Source organism: Rathayibacter sp. AY1F6, assembly GCF_002932035.1.
Taxonomy (GTDB): Bacteria; Actinomycetota; Actinomycetes; order Actinomycetales; family Microbacteriaceae; genus Rathayibacter.
This window is the reverse complement of record NZ_PSVD01000002.1, coordinates 194,046-213,835: the sequence shown is the minus strand read 5'-3', so window position 1 is coordinate 213,835 and position 19,790 is coordinate 194,046. Positions and strand designations below refer to the sequence as shown.

Below are 19,790 nucleotides of genomic sequence, written 5' to 3'. Positions count from 1 at the left end.
GGTGCGACGGCGCGCGGGAGTCGAGAGTTAGGAATCCGCGATGACGCGACCGATCACCCTCTTCACCGGCCAGTGGGCGGACCTCCCCTTCGAGGAGGTGGCGCGCCTCGCGGGGGAGTGGGGCTACGACGGCCTCGAGATCGCCTGCTGGGGCGACCACATCGACGTGGCGCGCTGGGACGACGCGGAGTACGTGCAGAGCCGGAAGGACATCCTCGAGCGCAACGGCCTCCAGGTCTTCGCGATCTCGAACCACCTCACCGGCCAGGCGGTCTGCGACGACCCGATCGACGAGCGCCACCGCGACATCCTCAGCGACCGCGTCTGGGGCGACGGCGACCCCGAGGGCGTCCGGCAGCGCGCCGCCCAGGACCTCAAGGACACCGCCCGCTTCGCCGCCGCGCTCGGCGTGACGCAGGTCAACGGCTTCTCCGGCTCGTCGATCTGGAAGGGCGTGGCCATGTTCCCGCCCGCCTCCGACGAGTGGATCGCCGCCGGCTACCAGGACTTCGCCGACCGCTGGAACCCGATCCTCGACGTCTTCGAGGAGGTCGGCGTCCGCTACGCGCTCGAGGTGCACCCGAGCGAGATCGCCTACGACTACTGGACCGCCAAGCGCACCCTCGAGGCGATCGGCCACCGCGCCTCGTTCGGCTTCAACTTCGACCCGTCGCACTTCGTCTGGCAGCAGCTCGACAGCGTCGCGTTCGTGCTCGACTTCGCCGACCACATCTTCCACGTGCACGTGAAGGAGTCGGTCACCAACCTCGACGGCCGCAACGGCGTCCTCGGCTCGCACCTGCCGTGGGCGAACCCGCGCCGAGGGTGGACCTTCGTCTCGACCGGGCACGGCGCCGTCCCGTGGAAGCCGGTGTTCCGCGCGCTCAACGCGATCGGCTACACCGGCCCGACCAGCGTCGAGTGGGAGGACGCCGGCATGGACCGCCTCGACGGCGCCCCCGAGGCCCTGGCCTTCGTGCGGAAGCTCAACGCGATCACGCCGCCGGCCGACGCCTTCGACGCGGCGTTCTCGACCTCGCGCGACTGACCGCCCGCCGCACGCCTGCATCCCGGAGGCCGGAAGGACCGACTGCCCGCGAGGGCCGTCCGGGCCTCCCTGCCTCCGTCGTGCTGCGAGCGCGTCCGCAACCGGGGCCGGGACGCTGCAGCGGGCGCCGAACGGGCCGGAGAGGGCGATCCGCCCTCGATCGCGGACGCGATCCAGGCCGGTCTCGGCGGCGGGCCCCCGCCCCGACCCGGCGGCTCGCCGGGAACGACGGACGGCCGGCCCCCCGCAGGGAGCCGGCCGTCCGGCCTCGCAGGATCTACAGGCCCTGGGAGAGGCGGTAGTACGCCGCGTTCGAGCGGATGTCGGACTCGAAGCCGCGGAGGGTGGTCGACTCGTCGATCACCAGGAGCTCGACGCCGGCGATGCGGGCGAAGTCCTCCCACGCCTCCAGGCCGATCTGCGTCGTCATGACCGTGTGGTGCGCGGCACCGGCGGTGATCCAGGCGGCGGCGCTGGTGCCGAAGTCCGGGGCGGGCTGCCAGACGGCTCGGCCGACGGGCAGGTGCGGGAGCGTCTGGGGCGGCTCGACGTTCTGGACCTTGTTCGCGACCAGGCGGAAGCGCTCGCGGACGTCGCTCAGGGCGACCACCACGGCGGGTCCGGCGTCGGCGGTGAAGACCAGGCGCACCGGGTCCTCGCGGCCGCCGATGCCCAGCGGGTGGATCTCGAGCGAGGCGCGCTTCGACGACAGGGACGGCGACACCTCGAGCATGTGCGCGCCGAGGATGAGCTCCTCGCCGGGCGTCATGTCGTAGGTGTAGTCCTCCATCAGGCTGGTGCCGCCGGGGAGGCCGGCGCCCATGACGGCGGCGATTCGGATGAGGACGGCCGTCTTCCAGTCGCCCTCGCCGCCGAAGCCGTAGCCGTCCGCCATGAGGCGCTGCACGGCGAGTCCGGGGAGCTGGCGGAGCCCGCCGAGGTCCTCGAAGCTGTCGGTGAACGCCTCGAAGCCGCCCTCCTCCAGGAACGAGCGCAGGCCGATCTCGACCGCGGCGCCGTAGCGGAGCGACTCGTGGCGCTCGCCGCCGGGGAGCAGCTCGGGGACCACGTCGTAGCTCTCGACGTACTCCGCGACGAGGGCGTCGATCTGCTCGGAGGTGGCGGCGTCGACGCGCTCGACGAGCTCGTTCACGCCCCAGGTGTTGACGCTGACGCCGAGGCGGATCTCGGCCTCGGTCTTGTCGCCCTCGGTGACGGCGACGTTGCGCATGTTGTCGCCGAAGCGGGCGACCTTCATGCTCTGCGAGGCGGACCAGCCTGCGGCCGCGCGCGACCAGGTGCCGATGGCCTCGGTGACGCGAGCGTCGCTCGCGTGGCCGACGACGGTCTTCCGGGGCACGCTCATCCGGCTGAGGATGTAGCCGTGCTCGCGGTCGCCGTGCGCGGCCTGGTTGAGGTTCATGAAGTCGAAGTCGATGTCCTGCCACGGCAGGGCGACGTTCGCCTGGGTGTGGAAGTGCAGCAGCGGCTTGGCGAGCGCGTCGAAGCCGTGGATCCACATCTTCGAGGGGCTGAAGGTGTGCATCCAGGTGATGACGCCCACCACGGAGTCGTCGGAGTTCGCCTCGATCATGGTGCGGCGGATGGCGTCGGAGCTCTTCAGCACCGGCTTCCACTCGACGGTCACGGGGATCGCGCTCGCCTCGTTGAGCTGCGCGACGACGGCCTGCGACTGCTCGGCGACCTGGCGGAGGGTGTCCTCGCCGTAGAGGTCCTGGCTGCCGGTCAGGAACCAGACGGTGCGGGTGGCGAGGTCGGGGATGATGCTCTGGTACACGCTCATGCGATGGCTCCGGTGGGGTTCTGTCCGTAGACGTTCTGGTAGCGGTCGAACAGGGCGTCGATCGACTCCTGCGGGATGGGGACGAGCTCGCCGCCCTGGCGCGCGAGGTGCACGGTGCGGGCGACGTCCTCGGCCATGACGGCCGCCTTGACGGCGTCCTTCGCGTCCTTGCCGATGGTGAAGACGCCGTGGTTCTGCATCAGGACCGCGCGCGAGCGGTGGCCGCTGAGGGTCGCGACGATGCCGCGGCCGATGGAGTCGTCGCCGATGATCGCGAACGGGCCGATGGGGATCTCCCCGCCGAACTCGTCGGCCATCGCGGTGATGACGCAGGGGATCGACTCGGCGCGGGCCGCCCACGCGGTCGCGTAGGTGGAGTGCGTGTGCACGACTCCGCCGACCTCGGGCATCTCGCGGTACACGTAGGCGTGGGCCGCGGTGTCGCTGGAGGGGCTGCGGTCGCTGCCGGGGGTGCCGGGGACGACGTTCCCGTCGAGGTCGCAGAGGATCATGTTCTCGGGCGCGAGGTCGTCGTAGGAGACGCCGCTGGGCTTGATCACGAAGAGGTCGGCGCCGGGCACGCGGCCCGAGATGTTGCCGCCGGTCCAGATGACGAGGCCGTAGCGGACGAGCTCGGAGTGCAGCCGCGCGACGTCCTCGCGGACGCGGGCGATCGCCTCCTCGACGGCGGGGGTCTGGGTGGTCATGCGGTGGCTCCCTGGTTCTGCGGGTCGGTGAGGGTCTCGACGGCGGTCTGCTCGACGGCGAGGCCGGCGCGGTAGCGCTCGAGGTAGGCGGAGAAGCCGGCGACGTCGTCCGCGTCGGGGGCGACGGTCTCGAAGCCGGAGTCGCCGAAGACCTGATCGGTGAGGTACGCGTCGAGCGCGACTCCGCTCTGCAGGCGGTAGGCGGCGAGCACCGCCATGCCCCACGGGCCGCCCTCGGAGGCGGTCGCGGCGACCGAGACGGGGGCGTCGAGCGCGCCGGCGAGGAAGCGCTGGGCGACCCCGGCGGTGCGGAACATGCCTCCGTGCGCGAACATCTCGTCGATCCGCACGCCCTCGCCTGCGAGGACGCGCATGCCCAGCGCCAGGGTGCCGAACACGCCGTAGAGCTGCGCGCGCATGAAGTTGGCGAGCGTGAGGCGCGAGTCGGGGGTGCGCACGACGAGCGGGCGGCCCTCGACCAGGCCGGCGATCGGCTCGCCCGCGAGGTGGTTGTAGGCGAGCAGTCCGCCCGCGTCCGCCTCGCCCTCGAGCGCCTCGGCGAAGAGGGTGCCGTAGACGGCGTCGCTGTCGGAGGGTCCGCCGGACGCGGCGGCGAACCGCGAGAACAGGCCGACCCAGCCGGCGAGCTCGCTGGCTCCGTTGTTGCAGTGGACCATCGCGACGAGGTCGCCGGCGGGGGTCGCGACGAGGTCGAGCTCGTGGTGCACGCTCTCCAGTGGGCCCTCGAGGACGACCATGGCGAAGATGCTGGTGCCGGCGCTGACGTTGCCGGTGCGCGGGGCGACGGAGTTGGTCGCCACCATGCCGGTGCCGGCGTCGCCCTCGGGCGGGCAGGCGGGGGCGCCGGGTCGGAGGGAGCCGGTGGGGTCGAGCAGGAGCGCGCCCTCGGCGGTGAGCGAGCCGGCGTCGGCGCCCGCGGGGAGCACGGCGGGCAGCAGCTCGCGCAGCGGCTTCACGGCGCCGGCCGCGCGCTCGTCGTAGAGGTCGACGACGCGCTGGTCGTAGTCGCGGGTCGCCGGGTCGGTCGGGACCATCCCGGAGGCGTCGCCGACTCCGAGGACCTTCTCGCCGGTGAGGCGCCAGTGCACGTAGCCGGCGAGGGTGGTGAGGAAGTCGATCCGCTCGACGTGCGGCTCGGAGTCGAGGACCGCCTGGTGCAGGTGCGCGAGCGACCAGCGCAGCGGGATGTTGGCGCCGAACAGCTCGGTGAGCTCGGCCGACGCGGGGCCGGTGCTGGTGTTGCGCCAGGTGCGGAAGGGGACGAGCAGCCCGCCGTCCGCATCGAAGGGGAGGTAGCCGTGCATCATCGCCGAGACGCCGAGCGCCCCGACGGAGGAGAGCTGCACGCCGTGGCGCGACGAGGCGTCGGCGACGAGGTCCGCGTAGGCGGCCTGGAGGCCCGCGTGGACGGCGTCGAGGGAGTAGGTCCAGCGGCGGTCGACGAACTGGTTCTCCCACTCGTGGCTGCCGACGGCGAGGACCACGGACGGGTCGGCCGCGTCGACCAGGCACGCCTTGATCCGGGTGGAGCCGAGCTCGATGCCGAGGGCGGTGGCGCCGCTCGTGATCACGTCGGCGGGGGTGGGCCTGCGCTGGTCCATCATGCTCCTCGCTCGGGCGATGTGACCGTTCACAAAGCCCCGGGTCAGCGTAGGCGAAACGGCTCGGGGTCGGCAAGCGAGGGGCCGCCCGACGGGGTCCGACTGCTCCTCCTCCGCCGCAAGCCCCTTCCGCCGGGGCCGCCCGCTTGGTCGCATGAGGCATGCGTGAGATCAGACTCGTCAGACTCGTCACCCGCCTCGAGAACGCCGCCGCCCTCGATCCGCTCGTCGGCCGGGTGAAGCGGGCCGTGAACGCGGTGGTCCGGCCGCAGCCGGTGCGGGACGTGCTGCACGGCGTCCCGGTCGGCCACCCCGTCCATCCGCTGCTCGTCCTCGTTCCCACCGGCGCCTGGGTGTCGGCGGCGGTGCTCGACCTGCTGCCGGGGAACCAGCGGGCGGCGAGGACCCTCGTCGGCGTCGGCGTGATCAGCGTCCTGCCGACCGCCGCCTCCGGCTTCACCGACTGGTCGGAGCTGCACGAGCAGCAGACCCGCGTCGGGCTGGTGCACTCGGCGGCCAACGTGGTCGCGACGGGCCTCTACGCCGCGTCGTGGGTGCAGCGCCGCCGCGGGCGCACCACGAGCGGGAAGGTGCTCGGGATGCTCGGGCTCGCCGTCGTCTCGGGAGGCGGCTACCTGGGCGGCCACCTCAGCTACCGGCAGGCGGCGGGGGCGAACCACGCGGAGGACGTGCCGCACCGCTTCCCCTCGGGCTGGCAGGAGCTCGGCGCCCTGGCGGACCTGCCGGAGCGCACGCCGGTGAGGAGGGAGGTCGCGGGCCTCCCCCTGCTCGCCTTCCGGCGGGGCGAGCGGATCGACGTGCTCTCGAACGTCTGCAGCCACCTCTCGGGCCCGCTCGACGAGGGCGAGGTCTCGGCGGACGGCTCGGGGGAGGCGTGCGTCGCCTGCCCGTGGCACGGCAGCGCCTTCTCGCTCGAGACCGGCGAGGTGCTGCGGGGGCCGGCCACCTCGCCGCAGCCGCGGTTCCAGACTCGGGTGCGCGAGGGGCGCGTGGAGGTGCTGCTGCCGCACGCGGGGTGAGGCGGGGGCCGGTGCTGCTCAGGCCTGAGTCGTCGACGCCCGCTCCACCAGCACCGGCGGCACCGGGCGGTCGACGGCGGGCTCCTCGCCGCGCAGCTCCGCGAGCACGACGCCGATCGTGCGGCGGCCGACTTCCGCGAAGTCCTGGCGGATGGTGGTCAGCGGCGGCTGGTAGTGCGCCGCCTCGGGGACGTCGTCGAAGCCGACGACGCTGAGGTCCTCGGGCACGCGCAGTCCCCGCTCGGTGCAGGCGTGCAGGAGTCCGAGGGCCATCTGGTCGTTGCCGACGAACACCGCGGTCGGCAGAAGCGCGGCTCCGAGGAGGCGGAGGCCGGCGCGGTAGCCGGACTCGGCGCTCCAGTCGCCCTCCACGACGGCGACGGGGTCGAGGCCGGCCGCGCTCATCCCGGCGCCGAAGCCCTCGAGCCGCGCCTGCGCCTCCACCCAGTGCTGCGGACCGGCGAGGTGCGCGATGCGGGTGTGGCCGAGGCCGACGAGGTGCTCGGTCGCCAGTCGCGCTCCGGCCGCCTGGTCGACGAGGAGCAGGGAGTCGGCGCCGCGGTCCGTCGCGCCGAGCGTCACCGAGGGGACGCCGATCGCGAGGCTCTCGATCGCCTCCAGCGCGCGCTCCTGCGGGGCGAGGACCACGATCGCCTCCACCGACTCCCGCTGCAGGTGGGCGAGACCGTCGGCCAGCGACTCCGCGTCCGGCGCCGCGTTCACGACCGGGACCCGGTAGCCCGCGTCGCGCGCCGCCTGCTCGATCGCGGCCATCGCGGTGGCGGTGCCGTAGAAGCTGTGGCTCTCGGCGGCGAGGATCCCGATCAGGCCGGAGCGGCTCGTCGCCAGGGCGCGGGCGGCGGCGCTGGGGCGGAAGCCGAGGTCCTCGATCGCGGCGAGCACGCGCTCCCGGGTGCGCGGCCGCAGCTGGGGGCTGTCGTTGAGCACCCGCGAGACCGTCTGGTACGACACTCCGGCCCGCACCGCGACGTCGCGGATGGTCGGCGCGCGGTCGAGGGGCATGGCCACACCGTAGCGGTGCGTGCGCCCCCGCCCCCCCTCCCGCGAGACGCCTCCCGGGTGCGCGTTCGTCGGCGGGTCGCGTACCGGTGCGGCGTCCCGCGGGCGCGGGTCAGGGGCCGCCGAGCCAGTGGTCGATGCGGTGGTGGTCGGGGGTGAAGCCGTGGTCGACGCCCCAGAGGACGGCCTGCGTGCGGCTGGTCGCGCCGATCTTGCCGTAGACGCTGCGGATGTAGGACTTCACCGTGTTGGGGCTGAGGTAGGTGAGCGCGGCGACGTCGGCGTTGCTCTTGCCCTGCGTGATGAGCGCGAGGATCTCCGACTCCCGGTCGGTGATGCCCTCGTGGCGGCCCGGCCAGTCGAGGCCCGGTGCGCTGCCCGCCCGCCGCGGAGGATCGCTGACGACGACCTCGCCCGCCGCCACCCGCTCGAGCGCGGCCACCAGCTCCCGCGCCGGCAGGGTCTTGGAGAGGTAGCCGTGGACGCCCTGCTCGAGGGCGTCCGCGATGAGCGTCGGCGCGAAGTTCCAGGTGTAGACGACCACGTGCTCGGCCCGCTCGTTGCGCACCAGCTCCGCGATCTCGTGGTGGTCCGACTCCGGCTGGGCGAACGAGTCGTAGAGGACGACGTCGATCCGATCGGAGAGGGAGGCGTTCGCGTCGATCTCGGCGACGACCACCCGGTCGCGGTAGTGGTCGAACATGTGCGCGAGGCCCGTGAGGACGACGTCGTAGTCGTCGACGAGCGCGACGGTGAGGGGCGCACGGCGGGTCATGGTCGGACGCTACCGCACGGCCCGTCGGGGCGAGCACACCCCCAGGGGTGTACCGCCGCCTCCTCCGGGGTGGTTGCGTAGCCACCGGTCCCGCAACCGCGGAACCGATCAGCGGGCCCCCGCCCGCACAACGGAAGGACGACCGCCATGCTCGGTCTCATCATCAGCCTCATCGTCGTCGGACTCATCGCAGGAGCGCTGGCCCGCCTCATCGTCCCCGGGAAGCAGAGCATCAGCATCGGCATGACCATCGTGCTCGGCATCGTCGGCTCGTTCGTCGGCGGCTTCCTCGGCTTCCTGATCTTCCAGCACGACCCGATGGACGGCTTCTTCCAGCCCGCCGGCATCATCGGCTCGATCATCGGAGCGATCATCGTCCTGCTCGTCTACACCCGCTTCGCCGGCCGCTCCGCCGCGCGCCGCTGACCCGCAGCGCACGGCGACAGCGAGGTGGCTGCCGACCCGCGCTCCGCGGGCGTGCAGGCACCACGCTGACCGGCGGCCCCGGCCCGGCTCCCTCCACGGGCCGGGCCGTCGTGCTGTCCGCGGGGTGCCCGGGCGTCGTCCGCGGTCTCCGACGCTGCGTCCGCGGGTGCCGACGCTCCGTCCGCGGAGCCCGCGCCGCGTCCTCCGACCTCCGCGGATCAGCGGCGGAGTCCGTGACTGTCGCGTCGGTGGCTGCCGAGGCCGTCGCCGCAGAGTCCGCAGCCGCGCAGTCCGTCGCCGCCCAGCCGCCGCGCACCGGGGTGCGCGATGCTCGGGCGATGCCGCTCGTCGTCCCCGATGCCCTCGTCCCGCTCGCGCTCCGGCTCGCCCGTGCGAACCGCACCTTCGTCAGCGCGGAGGGAGCCCGTCGCCGCATCCGGGAGCGCGCGCTCCGTCCCGCCTCCTACGGCCCGCCGCCCCGCCTCCGGCCCGGCGTGCGCGTCGACGTGGAGCAGGTCGGCTCCTGGCCGGTCTACACGATCCGCCCGCGGGTGATCCGCGGCGGCGTCGTCTACGTCCACGGCGGCGGCTGGGTGAACGAGATCGCGCCCCAGCACTGGTGGCTCGCCGCCCGCATCGCCGACGAGGCCTTGGTCGCGGTGACCCTCCCGATCTACCCGCTCGTGCCCTTCGGCACGGCGCTCGAGGCGCGCGACGGTGTCCGCGCCCTGGTGCTGCGGAGTCTTGAGCGGCACGGGGCGACCTGCCTCGCCGGCGACTCTGCGGGCGGCCAGATCGCCCTCTCGACGGCCCTCGCCCTGCGCGACGAGGGGGTGGTCCTGCCGCGCACGACCCTCGTCTCGCCCGCGCTCGACCTCTCCTGGAGCAACCCGCGGATCCCCGAGGTGCAGCCGACCGATCCCTGGCTCGGCACCCCGGGCGGTCGCGTCCTCGCCGAGAGCTGGCGCGGCGCCCTCGACCTGCTCGATCCCGTGGTCAGCCCGCTGTTCGGCGACCTGGCGGGCCTCGGCCCCCTCACCGTCTTCACGGGCACGCGTGACGTCCTCAATCCGGACGCCCACGTGCTGGCCGAGCGGGCGGCGGCCGCCGGGGTCCCGTTCGAGCTCCACGAGGCCGTCGGGCAGGTCCACGTGTACCCGCTCGTGCCCACGCGGGCCGGCCGCGAGGCGCAGCACGACCTGGTCGAGGGGCTCCGCGCGGCGGTCTGATCGGAGGCTCGCCCGGGCGTCCGGCAGGCTCCTCTCAGTCCGTCTTCCGGACGGCGGACGGCGCCTCCGCCCGCTCGTCCACGACGTCGAGGCGAGCCAGCGCGTTCGCCGTCCCCCGGCGGCCCCGCGTCGCGACCAGGCCGATCATCGCGGCCGCCGCGAGGACGAAGGCGAGCAGCGACCAGAACCCGCCCTCGACGGCGAGCAGGGTCGACCAGCCGCCCGATCCCGCCGCCCAGCGCACGAGCCGCTGCCAGAGGAACGGTCGCGGCTCGGGACGCAGGCGCACCACCGTCTCGCCGAGGGTCCGCCCGGACCGCAGCACGATCACCAGCTGGAGCAGCGGAGCGACGAACGGCAGGGCTCCGAGAACCACGTCCCCGGGGCTCGAGCGCGTGTCCACCCCCGCGAGTACGAGGCCGACCCCGGTGATCGAGACGAGCGCGCCCGTGATGAGGCTCAGCGCGAGCACGTCGCAGAACATGCCGAAGGCGCGGCGGCGGATCGTGACCGGGAGGGCCAGCTCCGGCACCGCGCCCTCGGTCCGGCGGGTGAAGAGGAGGAGGACGGGGGAGAGGAGGGTGCCGAGCAGGGCGCCGGCCGTGTTGGCCAGCAGGTCGTCGACGTCGAAGAGCCGGTAGGCGCACGGGTAGAGGAACCAGTCGCCCGTGAGCTGCGTGACCTCGATGAGGAGCGAGACGGCGAAGCCGACGGCGGTGCCGCCGATCATCCCGGCGACGAGGCGCCCGCGGAGAGCGAGGTGGCGGACGAGCATCCCGAGGGGGACGAAGAAGACCACGTTCAGGAGCACCTGCGCGGACGCGGGGTTCGTCAGCAGCGCGCGGGGCCCGTCGATCCCGCCCTCCTTCGCGATGTCCCCGACGAAGGCGAACAGGCGCAGCTGCGGACCCGATCCGGTGCGGCAGGCGGCGGCGACCGTCGCCTCGTCGGGCAGGGGGAGGAGCGTGTAGGTGACGAGGGCGAGCGCGTAGACCACGGCGGCGAAGGCCAGCACCGCGTTGCCGATCCCGAGGACGCCGCGCCGCCGGTACTGCAGGGCGGCCCAGGGCACGAGGCCCACGAGGGCGACGGCGGAGCCGAACAGGAGGGCGAGCACGGCGGAGGTCATGCGTCGACAGTAGGAGAGCAGAGGCCCTTCTCGACCGCCCGGCGCATCAGGGGCCTCTGACAGCGCGGTTTGTCCCTCCCCAGCGCGGGATCCGGGCGCTCCTCCACGGATCCGAGCGATCCCCGTCCGCCGCCTCCACGCCCTGCTAGCGTTTCCTGGGTCGCGTCCAAGAAACGCGTGCACCCCCGACCCCTCCACGAAAGACGTCATGCCGCTGCGCTCCCGCCTCCTCGCCCTCCCCGCCGCCGTCGCGGCCGCCGCGCTCCTGCTCAGCGGCTGCACCGCCGAGACGCCGGACGCCTCCAGCACCCCCGTCGACGGCGGGACGCTGACCTACGCGTCCGGCGACGCCGAGCCCACCTGCCTCGACCCGCACGTCGGCGGCAACTACCCGCAGGCGCTCCTCGCGACGCAGGTGCTCGAGTCGCTCGTCTCGCGCGACGCCGACGGCACCATCACGCCGTGGCTGGCCGAGTCGTGGACCGTCTCGGACGACGCGCTCAGCTACGACTTCACCCTGCGCGAGGGCGCGACCTTCACCGACGGCACCGCCCTCGACGCGGAGGCGGTCGCCGCGAACATCGCGCACCTGCAGGACCCGGCGACCAAGTCCTCCACCGGCTACCTCGCCGTGGCGAAGGTCGCCTCCGTCACCGCGGTCTCGCCGACCGTCGCCCGCTTCACCCTGACCGCGCCGGACAGTGCGCTGCTCGAGTCGCTCGCGCAGCCGTGGACCGCGATCGAGTCGCCCGCCGGCATCGCCCGCGGCGAGGAGGCGAACTGCGAGGCGCCCGTCGGCACCGGCCCCTTCACCGTCTCGGAGTGGGTCAAGCAGGACCACGTGACCCTCACCCGCAACGAGGCCTACGACGCGTCGACCGGCCCGACCGGGGACGGCCACGAGGGCCCCGCGCACCTGGCGAGCATCACCTGGCGCTTCATCCCCGACTCCGCCACCCGCTACGCGGCGCTGCAGTCGGGCGAGGTCGACGTGCTCGACAACGCCCAGCCCGACACACTGAAGGCCGCGACCGGAGCCACCGACCTCGTCGAGCTCGACGCGCCCCGGCCCGGCTCGGTCAACCGCCTCGAGCTCAACTCCGGCCAGGCGCCGTTCGACGACGAGTCCGTCCGCGAGGCGTTCGTCCGCGGCGTCGGCGTGAACGACGCGATCGACTCCCTCTTCTTCGGCACCGCCGAGCGCTCCTATTCCCCGCTGTCCAGCCGCGAGGCGACCGCGTACTCCGACCCGTCGCTCTTCGAGGACGCCGGGTCCGACTCCGAGACGGCCGCCGCCGAGGACCTGCTCGAGAAGGCCGGCTGGGTGGACTCGGACGGCGACGGCATCCGCGAGAAGGACGGCACGCCGCTGACGCTGCGCTTCCCCGTCAGCACCAACCAGTCGATCCCGGCTGAGCAGTCGCTGTTCGAGCAGATCCAGGCCTCGGCGAAGACCCTCGGCTTCGACGTGCGGATCAGCCTGCTCGACCTGTCGAGCTGGTACACCGCGCTCGCGTCGAACGAGTACGAGCTGGTGAGCGCCCCGTACACGAAGGTCGGACCCGACGTGCTGCGGATCCTCTACTCCTCCTCGGGCATCACCCCCGCGCCGAGCGGCTACTTCGCCAACCACGCGCAGATCGCCGACCCCGCGCTCGACTCGCTGCTCGAGCAGGCGAGCGCCACGACCGACGAGGACGCCCGCGCCGACCTGTACGAGCAGGCGCAGCGGATCGTCCTCGAGGGCTACTGGATCCTGCCGCTCTACGACCAGCAGAACCACTACCTGCACCGGGCGGCCGTCCAGGGCCTCGTCGCCCTCGACACCGTGTCGACCCCCTGGTTCGCCGACGCCTGGGTCTGACCCGGCCCCGGCGAGCCGCCTGCACCGATCGATGAGCGGACGCGTGCCGGTCGAGTAGTCGCCGCGGTGGCGCATCGAGACCCCGCGATCGGGACGGGCGGATCTCGATGCGCCCGCTCCGCGGGCTGCTCGATCAGCAGGGATCCGTCCTCCATGCTGGTCGAGTAGCCGCCGACGGTCGCGCATCGAGACCCCGTGCTCCGGAGGGAGCGGACCTCGACGAAGCCCCGCCCCTCCATCGCCCCGACCAGAGAGGACGCCCGCCCGCATGATCCGCCGCGTGCTCCTCCGCCTCGGCGGCGCCCTCGTGGTGCTGTGGGCCGTCGCGACCGCCGTCTTCGTCCTCATCCGCCTCGTCCCCGGCGATCCGGCGCAGGCGATCCTCGGCGGTCCGGGCTCGCAGGCGTCGCCCGAGGCGCTCGCCGCGGTGCGGGAGCAGTACGGCCTCGACCAGCCGCTCCTCGTGCAGTACCTGGTGCAGCTCGGCAGGCTCGCGCGCGGCGACCTTGGCACCTCCTACTCCCTGCGCACTCCCGTCGCGCAGATCCTCGGCGAGCAGCTGCCCGGCACCCTCCTGCTCGCCGTGCTCGCGCTCACCGCCGCATGGATCCTCGCGCTCGCGACCGCCCTCTGGTCGACCCGGGGCGGCCGCCTCGCCGCCGCGGTCGGGTCCGGCCTCGAGCTCACGGCGGCCGCGCTCCCGCACTTCTGGCTGGCGACCGTGCTGATCGCCGTCTTCGCGACCGCGCTGCGCTGGCTGCCCCCGGTCAGCACCGGGTCGCCCGCCGGGCTGGTGCTGCCGACGCTCACCCTCGCGATCCCGCTGGCGGGCTTCCTCGGCCAGGTGATGCGCCGCTCCCTCCTCGACGCGCTGGAGTCGCCGTTCGTGCTCGCCGCTCGGGCGCGCGGCGAGGGCGAGTTCGGCGTCCGCGCCCGCCACGCCCTGCGCCACGCGGTGCTGCCAGGGGTCTCGCTCTCGGGCTGGGCGTTCGGCTACCTGATCGGCGGGGCCGTGGTGGTCGAGACGATCTTCGCGAGGCCGGGGCTCGGCCGGACTCTGCTCGCGGCGGTGACCGTCCGTGACGTGCCGGTGGTGACGGGTGTCGTGCTGGTCACGGCGCTGGCGTACATCGTCGTGACCCTCGCCACCGATCTGCTGACGCGCGTGATCGACCCGCGGCTGGCTCGGCGGGAGGCGGTCGCGTGAGCGAGCTCGAGCTGCGCGCCGCCCGCCCGCTCCGCCGAGGTCCCTCCCGCCTCCGCGCCGGCGAGGTGCTGGCCGCGGTCTTCGTCGTGCTGCTCCTGCTCGCCGCCGTCGCGCCCGGGCTGCTCGCCCCCTCCGATCCGCTCGCCGTCGCCCCGCGCGACGCCTTCACCCCACCGGGTGCCGCGCACCTGCTCGGCACCGACGAGTCCGGTCGGGACGTCCTCAGCCGCCTCATCGCGGGGGCCGGCGCGTCCCTCCTGATCGGCGCCAGCGCCACCGCGATCGGCCTCGTCCTCGGCGCGGTGCTCGGGGTGGTCGCGGCTTTCGGCGGCCGCGTCGTCGACGGCGTGATCGGCCGCGTACTCGAGGTGCTCTTCGCCTTCCCCGCGCTCCTGCTCGCGCTGCTCGTGATCGTGGTCACGGGTCCCGGAGTCGTCCCCGCCACCATCGCGGTCGGCCTCTCGACCGCGCCGGGGTACGCCCGCATCCTGCGCACGCAGCTGCTCGGCATCCGCGACTCCGGCTACGTCGAGGCGGCGCGCGTGCTGGGGCACGGACCCGTCCGCATGCTCGTCCGGCACGTCCTCCCCAACACCTTCGGGCCGCTCGCCGTGCTGGCGACCCTCGGCGTCGGCCAGGCGATCGTCTGGGCCTCGGCTCTCAGCTACCTGGGCCTGGGCGCCGAGCCGCCCGCGCCGGAGTGGGGCGCGATGCTCTCCGCGGGCCGCACCTACCTCGCGAGCGCGTGGTGGCTGACCGTGTTCCCGGGACTGGCGATCGTGCTGACCACGATCGCGACGACGGTCCTCGGCGGGCGTCTGAGGGGTGCGCGGTGAGCGCGGTCGTCGTCGAGGGGCTCCGGGTCGCCTTCGACGGAGTCGAGGTGGTGCACGGGGTCTCGTTCCGCGTGGAGCCGGGGGAGTGCGTCGCGATCGTCGGCGAGTCCGGGTCGGGCAAGAGCGTCACCGCGCGAGCGCTGCTGGGGCTGAGCGGAGGCGCCGTGACCGGGAGCGTCCGCGTCGGCGGGACCGAGGTGGTCGGAGCGGGCGAGCGGGAGCTGCGGCGGCTGCGCGGCGGATCCGTCGGCTTCGTCCCGCAGGACGCGCTGCTCTCGCTCGACCCGCTGCGCCCGATCGGCCGCGAGATCGGCGACGTGCTCCGCCTCCACGGCCGCCTCCCCGCGGCCGAGCGCGCGCAGCGGACGGTCGAGGCCCTGGCGAGCGTCGGCATGCCGGAGCCGGCCGAGCGGATGCGGGAGCGCTCCGGCGACCTCTCCGGCGGGCTCCGCCAGCGCGCCCTCCTCGCGGCGGCCGTGGCGCTCGATCCGCCGCTGCTCGTCGCCGACGAGCCGACCACCGCGCTCGACGTCACCGTCCAGGCCCGCGTGCTCGAGCTCTTCGCCGAGCAGAAGGCGCGCGGCCGGGCGCTCGTCCTGGTCTCGCACGACCTCGCGGTGGTGGCGGGCCTCGCGGACCGCATCCTCGTGCTCGCCGACGGCCGCGTGGTGGAGGAGGGGACCGCGGCCGAGGTGCTGCGCGCGCCCCGCAGCCCCGAGGCCCGCGCGCTCGTGGCCGCTGTCCCCGCCGGGCGCCCGCGCGGCTCCCGGCTCACCGACCCGACCGCACCGGCGACCCCGCCCGAGACCCCCGGCGAGGTCGTGGTCGCGGCCCGCGGACTCGCCGCCCGCTTCCCGCTGCCCGGCGGAGGAGTGCGGGTCGCGGTCGACGACGTCGACCTCCGGCTGCGGCGCGGCGAGACCGTCGGGCTCGTCGGCGAGTCCGGGTCGGGCAAGAGCACGGTGGCCCGGCTCGTGCTGGCGCTGCGGCGTCCGGACGCGGGCGCCGTCGAGCTGTTCGGCGAGCCGTGGTCGGCAGCGACCGAGCGCTCCCGCCGTCCCCGCCGCCCGCGGATCGGCGCCGTCTACCAGGACAGCCTCTCCTCGTTCGACCCGCGCTGGAACGTCGGCCGCCTCCTCCGCGACGCCGGCGCCGCCTCCGTGCCCGCGCTGCTCGAGAGCGTGGGGCTCGACCCCGCCCTGGAGCGGCGCTCGCCGCGGACCCTCTCCGGCGGTCAGCGCCAGCGCGTCTCGATCGCCCGGGCGCTGGCGACGCGCCCCGACGTGCTGATCTGCGACGAGCCCGTCTCGGCCCTCGACGTGTCGGTGCAGGCGCAGATCCTCGACCTGCTCGACGACCTGCAGCGCCATCACGGCCTCGCCCTCCTCCTCATCTCGCACGACCTCGGCGTGATCGCCCACATGAGCGATCGCATCGCCGTGATGCGCGAGGGTCGGATCGTCGAGGCGGGGCCGGCCGCGTCGCTCCTCGCCGCGCCGCAGGAGGAGTACACGCGCCGCCTGCTCGCCGCCGCCCCGCGCCTCGAGCGCTGAGCCGTCCGCGGCGCGCCCCCCGCGCAAGCCCGCGCCGCGAATCCGCCGCACCTCCACCACGTGTCGGACCTGCGGCGTAGCGTTGCCGAGGTGATGCGCCCGACGACCCAGACCCTCGGCCAGCTCCGTGCCTCCGGGCACGTGCAGAAGAGCCTCCGCACCGAGATCCGCGACAACCTGCTCGACGCCCTGCGCGAGGGCCGCGACCCCTGGCCGGGCCTGCACGGCTTCGCCGAGACGGTCATCCCGCAGGTCGAGCGCGCCGTCATCGCCGGCCACGACATCGTCCTGCTGGGCGAGCGCGGCCAGGGCAAGACCCGCCTCCTGCGCACCCTCGTCGGCCTGCTCGACGAGTGGACGCCCGTCATCGAGGGGTCCGAGCTCGGCGAGCACCCCTACGAGCCGATCACCACGGAGAGCCGCCGCCGCGCGGAGGAGCTGGGCGAGGACCTGCCCGTCGCGTGGAAGCCCCGCGAGGAGCGCTACGTCGAGAAGCTGGCCACCCCCGACACCAGCGTCGCCGACCTCATCGGCGACGTCGACCCGATGAAGGTGGCCGAGGGCCGCAGCCTGGGCGACCCGGAGACCATCCACTTCGGCCTCATCCCGCGCAGCCACCGCGGCATCGTCGCGATCAACGAGCTGCCGGACCTGGCCGAGCGGATCCAGGTCGCCATGCTCAACGTGATGGAGGAGCGCGACATCCAGATCCGCGGCTACGTCCTCCGCCTCCCCCTCGACGTCCTCGTCGTCGCGAGCGCGAACCCGGAGGACTACACGAACCGCGGCCGGATCATCACGCCGCTGAAGGACCGCTTCGGCGCCGAGATCCGCACCCACTACCCGACGGCTCTCGTCGACGAGGTCGCCGTCATCCGGCAGGAGGCGGACCTCGTCGCGACCGTGCCCGATGCGCTCATCGAGATCCTCGCCCGCTTCACGCGGGCCCTGCGCGAGTCGAGCTCCGTCGACCAGCGCAGCGGCGTCAGCGCCCGCTTCGCCATCGCCGGCGCCGAGACGATCGCCGCCGCCGCCCTGCACCGCGCCACCCGCCGCGGCGAGGAGGAGGCGGTCGCCCGCCCCATCGACCTCGAGACCGCCGTCGACGTGCTCGGCGGCAAGATCGAGTTCGAGTCGGGGGAGGAGGGCCGCGAGGACGAGATCCTCGACCACCTGCTCCGTCAGGCCACCGCCGAGACCGTCCGCGCCCACCTGCGCGGCGTCGACCTCGGGCCGCTCGTCGAGGCGGTCGAGAACGGCGCGATGATCACGACCGGCGAGCAGGTGACCGCCCGCGAGTTCCTGGCCGGCCTGCCGCTGCTGGGCGAGGCCCGCGTGTACGACGAGGTCGCCGAGCGCCTCGACGCCGTGGGGGAGGGGCGCCGCGCCGGAGCGGTCGAGCTCGCCCTCGAGGGCCTCTACCTCTCGCGCAAGCTGAGCAAGGAGACGGGCGGGGGCGAGGCCGTCTATGGCTGATGCTCCGCGCGGCAACCGGCGGCTGAAGCGCGACGCGCGCTACGCGAAGTACGACGGGGGACCCGATCCGCTCGCTCCTCCGGTCGACCTGAAGGAGGCCCTCGACGCGATCGGCGAGGACGTGATGGGCGGCACCTCGCCCGAGCGCGCCCTGCGCGAGTTCCTCCGCCGGGGCACCCGCGACCGCGAGGGCCTGGACGACCTGGCCGCCCGCGTCGCCGAGCGGCGTCGCGAGCTCACGCAGAGGAACAACCTCGACGGCACGCTCCGCGAGATCCGCGAGCTCCTCGACAGGGCCGTCCTCGCCGAGCGCAAGCAGCTCGCCCGCGACACGCAGATGGACGACGGCGACCGCGCGCTCGCAGAGATCCAGCTCGACAGCCTCCCGCCCTCACCGGCCGCGGCCGTCTCGGAGCTCCGCGACTACCGCTGGCAGAGCCCCGAGGCGCGCGCCGACTTCGAGCGGATCCGCGAGCTCCTGGGCCGCGAGATGCTCGATCAGCGCTTCGAGGGGATGAAGCAGGCCCTCGAGAACGCGAGCGACGAGGACCGCGCCGCGATCGACGCGATGCTCCGCGACCTGAACGAGCTGCTCGAGGCGCACGCGCGCGGGGAGGACACCCCCGAGCAGTTCGACGCCTTCATGGAGCAGCACGGCGAGTACTTCCCCGAGGGCCCGGAGTCGGTGGACGAGCTGATCGACGCGCTCGCCGCCCGCGCGGCCGCGGCCCAGCGGATGCGCAACTCGATGACCGCCGAGCAGCGCGCCGAGCTCGACGCCCTCGCCCAGGAGGCCTTCGGCACGCCGGAGCTCATGCACTCCCTCGGCCGCCTCGACGAGACCCTGCGGGGGCTCCGTCCCGGCGAGGACTGGGGCGGCTCCGAGCGGATGGACGGCGAGCAGGGGCTCGGCCTCGGCGACGGGACGGGCGTGTTCCAGGAGCTGGCCGACCTCGACGCCCTCGCTGACCAGCTCGCGCAGACGGACCGCTCCTCCCTCGACGACCTCGACCTCGACCTGCTGGCGAAGCGCCTCGGCGAGGACGCCTCCGTCGACGCGCAGACGCTGAAGCGCCTGGAGCGGGCCCTGCGCGACTCCGGGACCCTGCGCCGCGGCTCCGACGGCCGCCTCGCCCTCTGCCCGAAGGCCATGCGCCAGCTCGGCAAGGCGCTCCTGCGCGACATCGCCGAGACCGTCTCCGGCCGTCAGGGCGCCCGCGACGTCCGGCGTGCGGGCGCGGCGGGCGAGCGCTCCGGAGCGACGCGCTCGTGGGAGTTCGGCGACACCGAGGCCTGGGACATCCCCCGCACGGTGACCAACGCCCTCACCCGCAGCGCCGGCGAGGGCCGACCGGTCGGCTCGGGGGTGCGCATCCTGATCGACGACGTCGAGGTGCAGGAGACGGAGGCGCGCACGCAGGCCTGTGTCGCGCTCCTCGTCGACACGTCGTTCTCGATGGCGATGGACGGCCGCTGGGTGCCGATGAAGCGCACCGCGCTCGCCCTGCACACCCTGATCAGCAGCCGGTTCCGCGGAGACGCGCTGCAGCTCGTCGCCTTCGGCCGACGCGCCGAGGTGATGGACGTCGAGCAGCTGGTGGGCCTGGACGCGGAGTGGGACAAGGGCACGAACCTGCACCACGCGCTGCTGCTGGCCAACCGGCACTTCCGCAAGCACCCGAACGCGCAGCCGGTGCTGCTCATCGTCACCGACGGCGAGCCGACCGCGCACCTCGAGCCCGACGGCGGCGTCTTCTTCGACTACCCGCCGGACCCGCTGACGGTCGCCGTCTCGGTCCGCGAGCTCGACGCGTCGCTCCGCCTCGGCGCGCACACCACGTTCTTCCGCCTGGGCGACGACCCGGGCCTCGCGCGCTTCATCGACTCGCTCGCCCGCCGGGTCGGCGGCTCGGTGGTGAACCCGGAGGCGGAGGACCTGGGAGCGGCCGTCGTCTCCTCCTACCTCGGCGCTCGCGGCGCGGGTCCGGGAGGCGGCGGGACGCCGGGCGAGGAGCTGTTCGGCCGCGGCTGGAGCTTCTGAGCCGCTCACGATG

The 19,790-nt window shown here is 74.1% G+C and carries 16 protein-coding genes; 10 read left to right on the top strand and 6 right to left on the bottom strand.

Annotated elements, in window-relative coordinates:
* The first annotated feature begins 40 nt into the window (after window positions 1-40).
* Window positions 41-1,048, top strand: coding sequence for a sugar phosphate isomerase/epimerase (locus C5C44_RS03095; protein WP_104327220.1), 1,008 nt, complete (start codon window positions 41-43; stop codon window positions 1,046-1,048).
* A gap of 277 nt (window positions 1,049-1,325) precedes the next feature.
* Here the strand turns inward: C5C44_RS03095 and araA are convergent, their stop codons facing one another.
* Genes araA through C5C44_RS03080 form a run of 3 tightly spaced genes read right to left on the bottom strand, consistent with a single transcriptional unit; the run spans window position 1,326 to window position 5,181 of the window.
* Complete coding sequence (gene araA, locus C5C44_RS03090; protein WP_104233641.1) at window positions 1,326-2,852, bottom strand: L-arabinose isomerase; 1,527 nt, start codon at window positions 2,850-2,852, stop codon at window positions 1,326-1,328.
* A complete protein-coding gene (locus C5C44_RS03085) occupies window positions 2,849-3,559 on the bottom strand; it encodes an L-ribulose-5-phosphate 4-epimerase (protein ID WP_104224687.1) in 711 nt (236 codons plus the stop codon). Before C5C44_RS03085 ends, araA begins: the two co-directional genes overlap by 4 nt.
* Window positions 3,556-5,181 carry a xylulokinase gene (locus C5C44_RS03080; RefSeq protein WP_104248018.1) on the bottom strand — a complete coding sequence of 542 codons (1,626 nt, stop codon included), beginning with the start codon at window positions 5,179-5,181 and terminating at the stop codon, window positions 3,556-3,558. Before C5C44_RS03080 ends, C5C44_RS03085 begins: the two co-directional genes overlap by 4 nt.
* 161 nt (window positions 5,182-5,342) lie before the next feature.
* On the opposite strand from C5C44_RS03080, the gene C5C44_RS03075 reads away from it, so the two are divergent.
* Complete coding sequence (locus C5C44_RS03075) at window positions 5,343-6,221, top strand: Rieske 2Fe-2S domain-containing protein (protein WP_104308061.1); 879 nt, start codon at window positions 5,343-5,345, stop codon at window positions 6,219-6,221.
* Window positions 6,222-6,239: 18 nt separating this feature from the next.
* Here the strand turns inward: C5C44_RS03075 and C5C44_RS03070 are convergent, their stop codons facing one another.
* On the bottom strand, window positions 6,240-7,244 hold the full coding sequence (locus C5C44_RS03070; protein WP_104335331.1) for a LacI family DNA-binding transcriptional regulator: 1,005 nt from the start codon (window positions 7,242-7,244) through the stop codon (window positions 6,240-6,242).
* Window positions 7,245-7,353: 109 nt separating this feature from the next.
* Window positions 7,354-8,016 carry a response regulator transcription factor gene (locus C5C44_RS03065; RefSeq protein ID WP_104225041.1) on the bottom strand — a complete coding sequence of 221 codons (663 nt, stop codon included), beginning with the start codon at window positions 8,014-8,016 and terminating at the stop codon, window positions 7,354-7,356.
* A gap of 147 nt (window positions 8,017-8,163) precedes the next feature.
* Between C5C44_RS03065 and C5C44_RS03060 the strand changes: the two genes are divergently transcribed.
* Together C5C44_RS03060 and C5C44_RS03055 are read left to right on the top strand one after the other, a co-directional pair.
* Window positions 8,164-8,442 carry a GlsB/YeaQ/YmgE family stress response membrane protein gene (locus C5C44_RS03060; protein ID WP_104225042.1) on the top strand — a complete coding sequence of 93 codons (279 nt, stop codon included), beginning with the start codon at window positions 8,164-8,166 and terminating at the stop codon, window positions 8,440-8,442.
* A gap of 248 nt (window positions 8,443-8,690) precedes the next feature.
* Window positions 8,691-9,671, top strand: coding sequence for an alpha/beta hydrolase (locus C5C44_RS03055; RefSeq protein ID WP_258063412.1), 981 nt, complete (start codon window positions 8,691-8,693; stop codon window positions 9,669-9,671).
* A 34-nt stretch (window positions 9,672-9,705) separates the two neighbouring features.
* On the opposite strand, the gene C5C44_RS03050 is transcribed toward C5C44_RS03055, so the two are convergent.
* Window positions 9,706-10,800 (bottom strand): VanZ family protein, encoded by a 1,095-nt coding sequence (locus C5C44_RS03050; protein ID WP_181132677.1) that lies wholly within the window; start codon window positions 10,798-10,800, stop codon window positions 9,706-9,708.
* A 208-nt stretch (window positions 10,801-11,008) separates the two neighbouring features.
* On the opposite strand from C5C44_RS03050, the gene C5C44_RS03045 reads away from it, so the two are divergent.
* From C5C44_RS03045 to C5C44_RS03020, 6 genes are all read left to right on the top strand, one after another.
* Window positions 11,009-12,664 carry an ABC transporter substrate-binding protein gene (locus C5C44_RS03045; protein WP_104308063.1) on the top strand — a complete coding sequence of 552 codons (1,656 nt, stop codon included), beginning with the start codon at window positions 11,009-11,011 and terminating at the stop codon, window positions 12,662-12,664.
* Between the two features lie 268 nt (window positions 12,665-12,932).
* Window positions 12,933-13,871 carry an ABC transporter permease gene (locus C5C44_RS03040; RefSeq protein WP_104226048.1) on the top strand — a complete coding sequence of 313 codons (939 nt, stop codon included), beginning with the start codon at window positions 12,933-12,935 and terminating at the stop codon, window positions 13,869-13,871.
* The gene (locus C5C44_RS03035; RefSeq protein ID WP_104335260.1) at window positions 13,868-14,707 is read left to right on the top strand and encodes an ABC transporter permease; all 840 of its coding nucleotides are present in this window, start codon (window positions 13,868-13,870) and stop codon (window positions 14,705-14,707) included. The genes C5C44_RS03040 and C5C44_RS03035 overlap by 4 nt, the downstream gene beginning before the upstream one ends.
* Complete coding sequence (locus tag C5C44_RS03030; protein WP_104335259.1) at window positions 14,704-16,260, top strand: ABC transporter ATP-binding protein; 1,557 nt, start codon at window positions 14,704-14,706, stop codon at window positions 16,258-16,260. Before C5C44_RS03035 ends, C5C44_RS03030 begins: the two co-directional genes overlap by 4 nt.
* Before the next feature lie 93 nt (window positions 16,261-16,353).
* Window positions 16,354-17,736: a magnesium chelatase gene (locus C5C44_RS03025; RefSeq protein ID WP_104262318.1), complete on the top strand. Its 1,383-nt coding sequence runs from the start codon at window positions 16,354-16,356 to the stop codon at window positions 17,734-17,736.
* Entirely contained in the window at window positions 17,729-19,777 is a 2,049-nt protein-coding gene (locus tag C5C44_RS03020; protein ID WP_104335258.1) for a VWA domain-containing protein, read from the top strand. The genes C5C44_RS03025 and C5C44_RS03020 overlap by 8 nt, the downstream gene beginning before the upstream one ends.
* Window positions 19,778-19,790 lie beyond the last annotated feature (13 nt).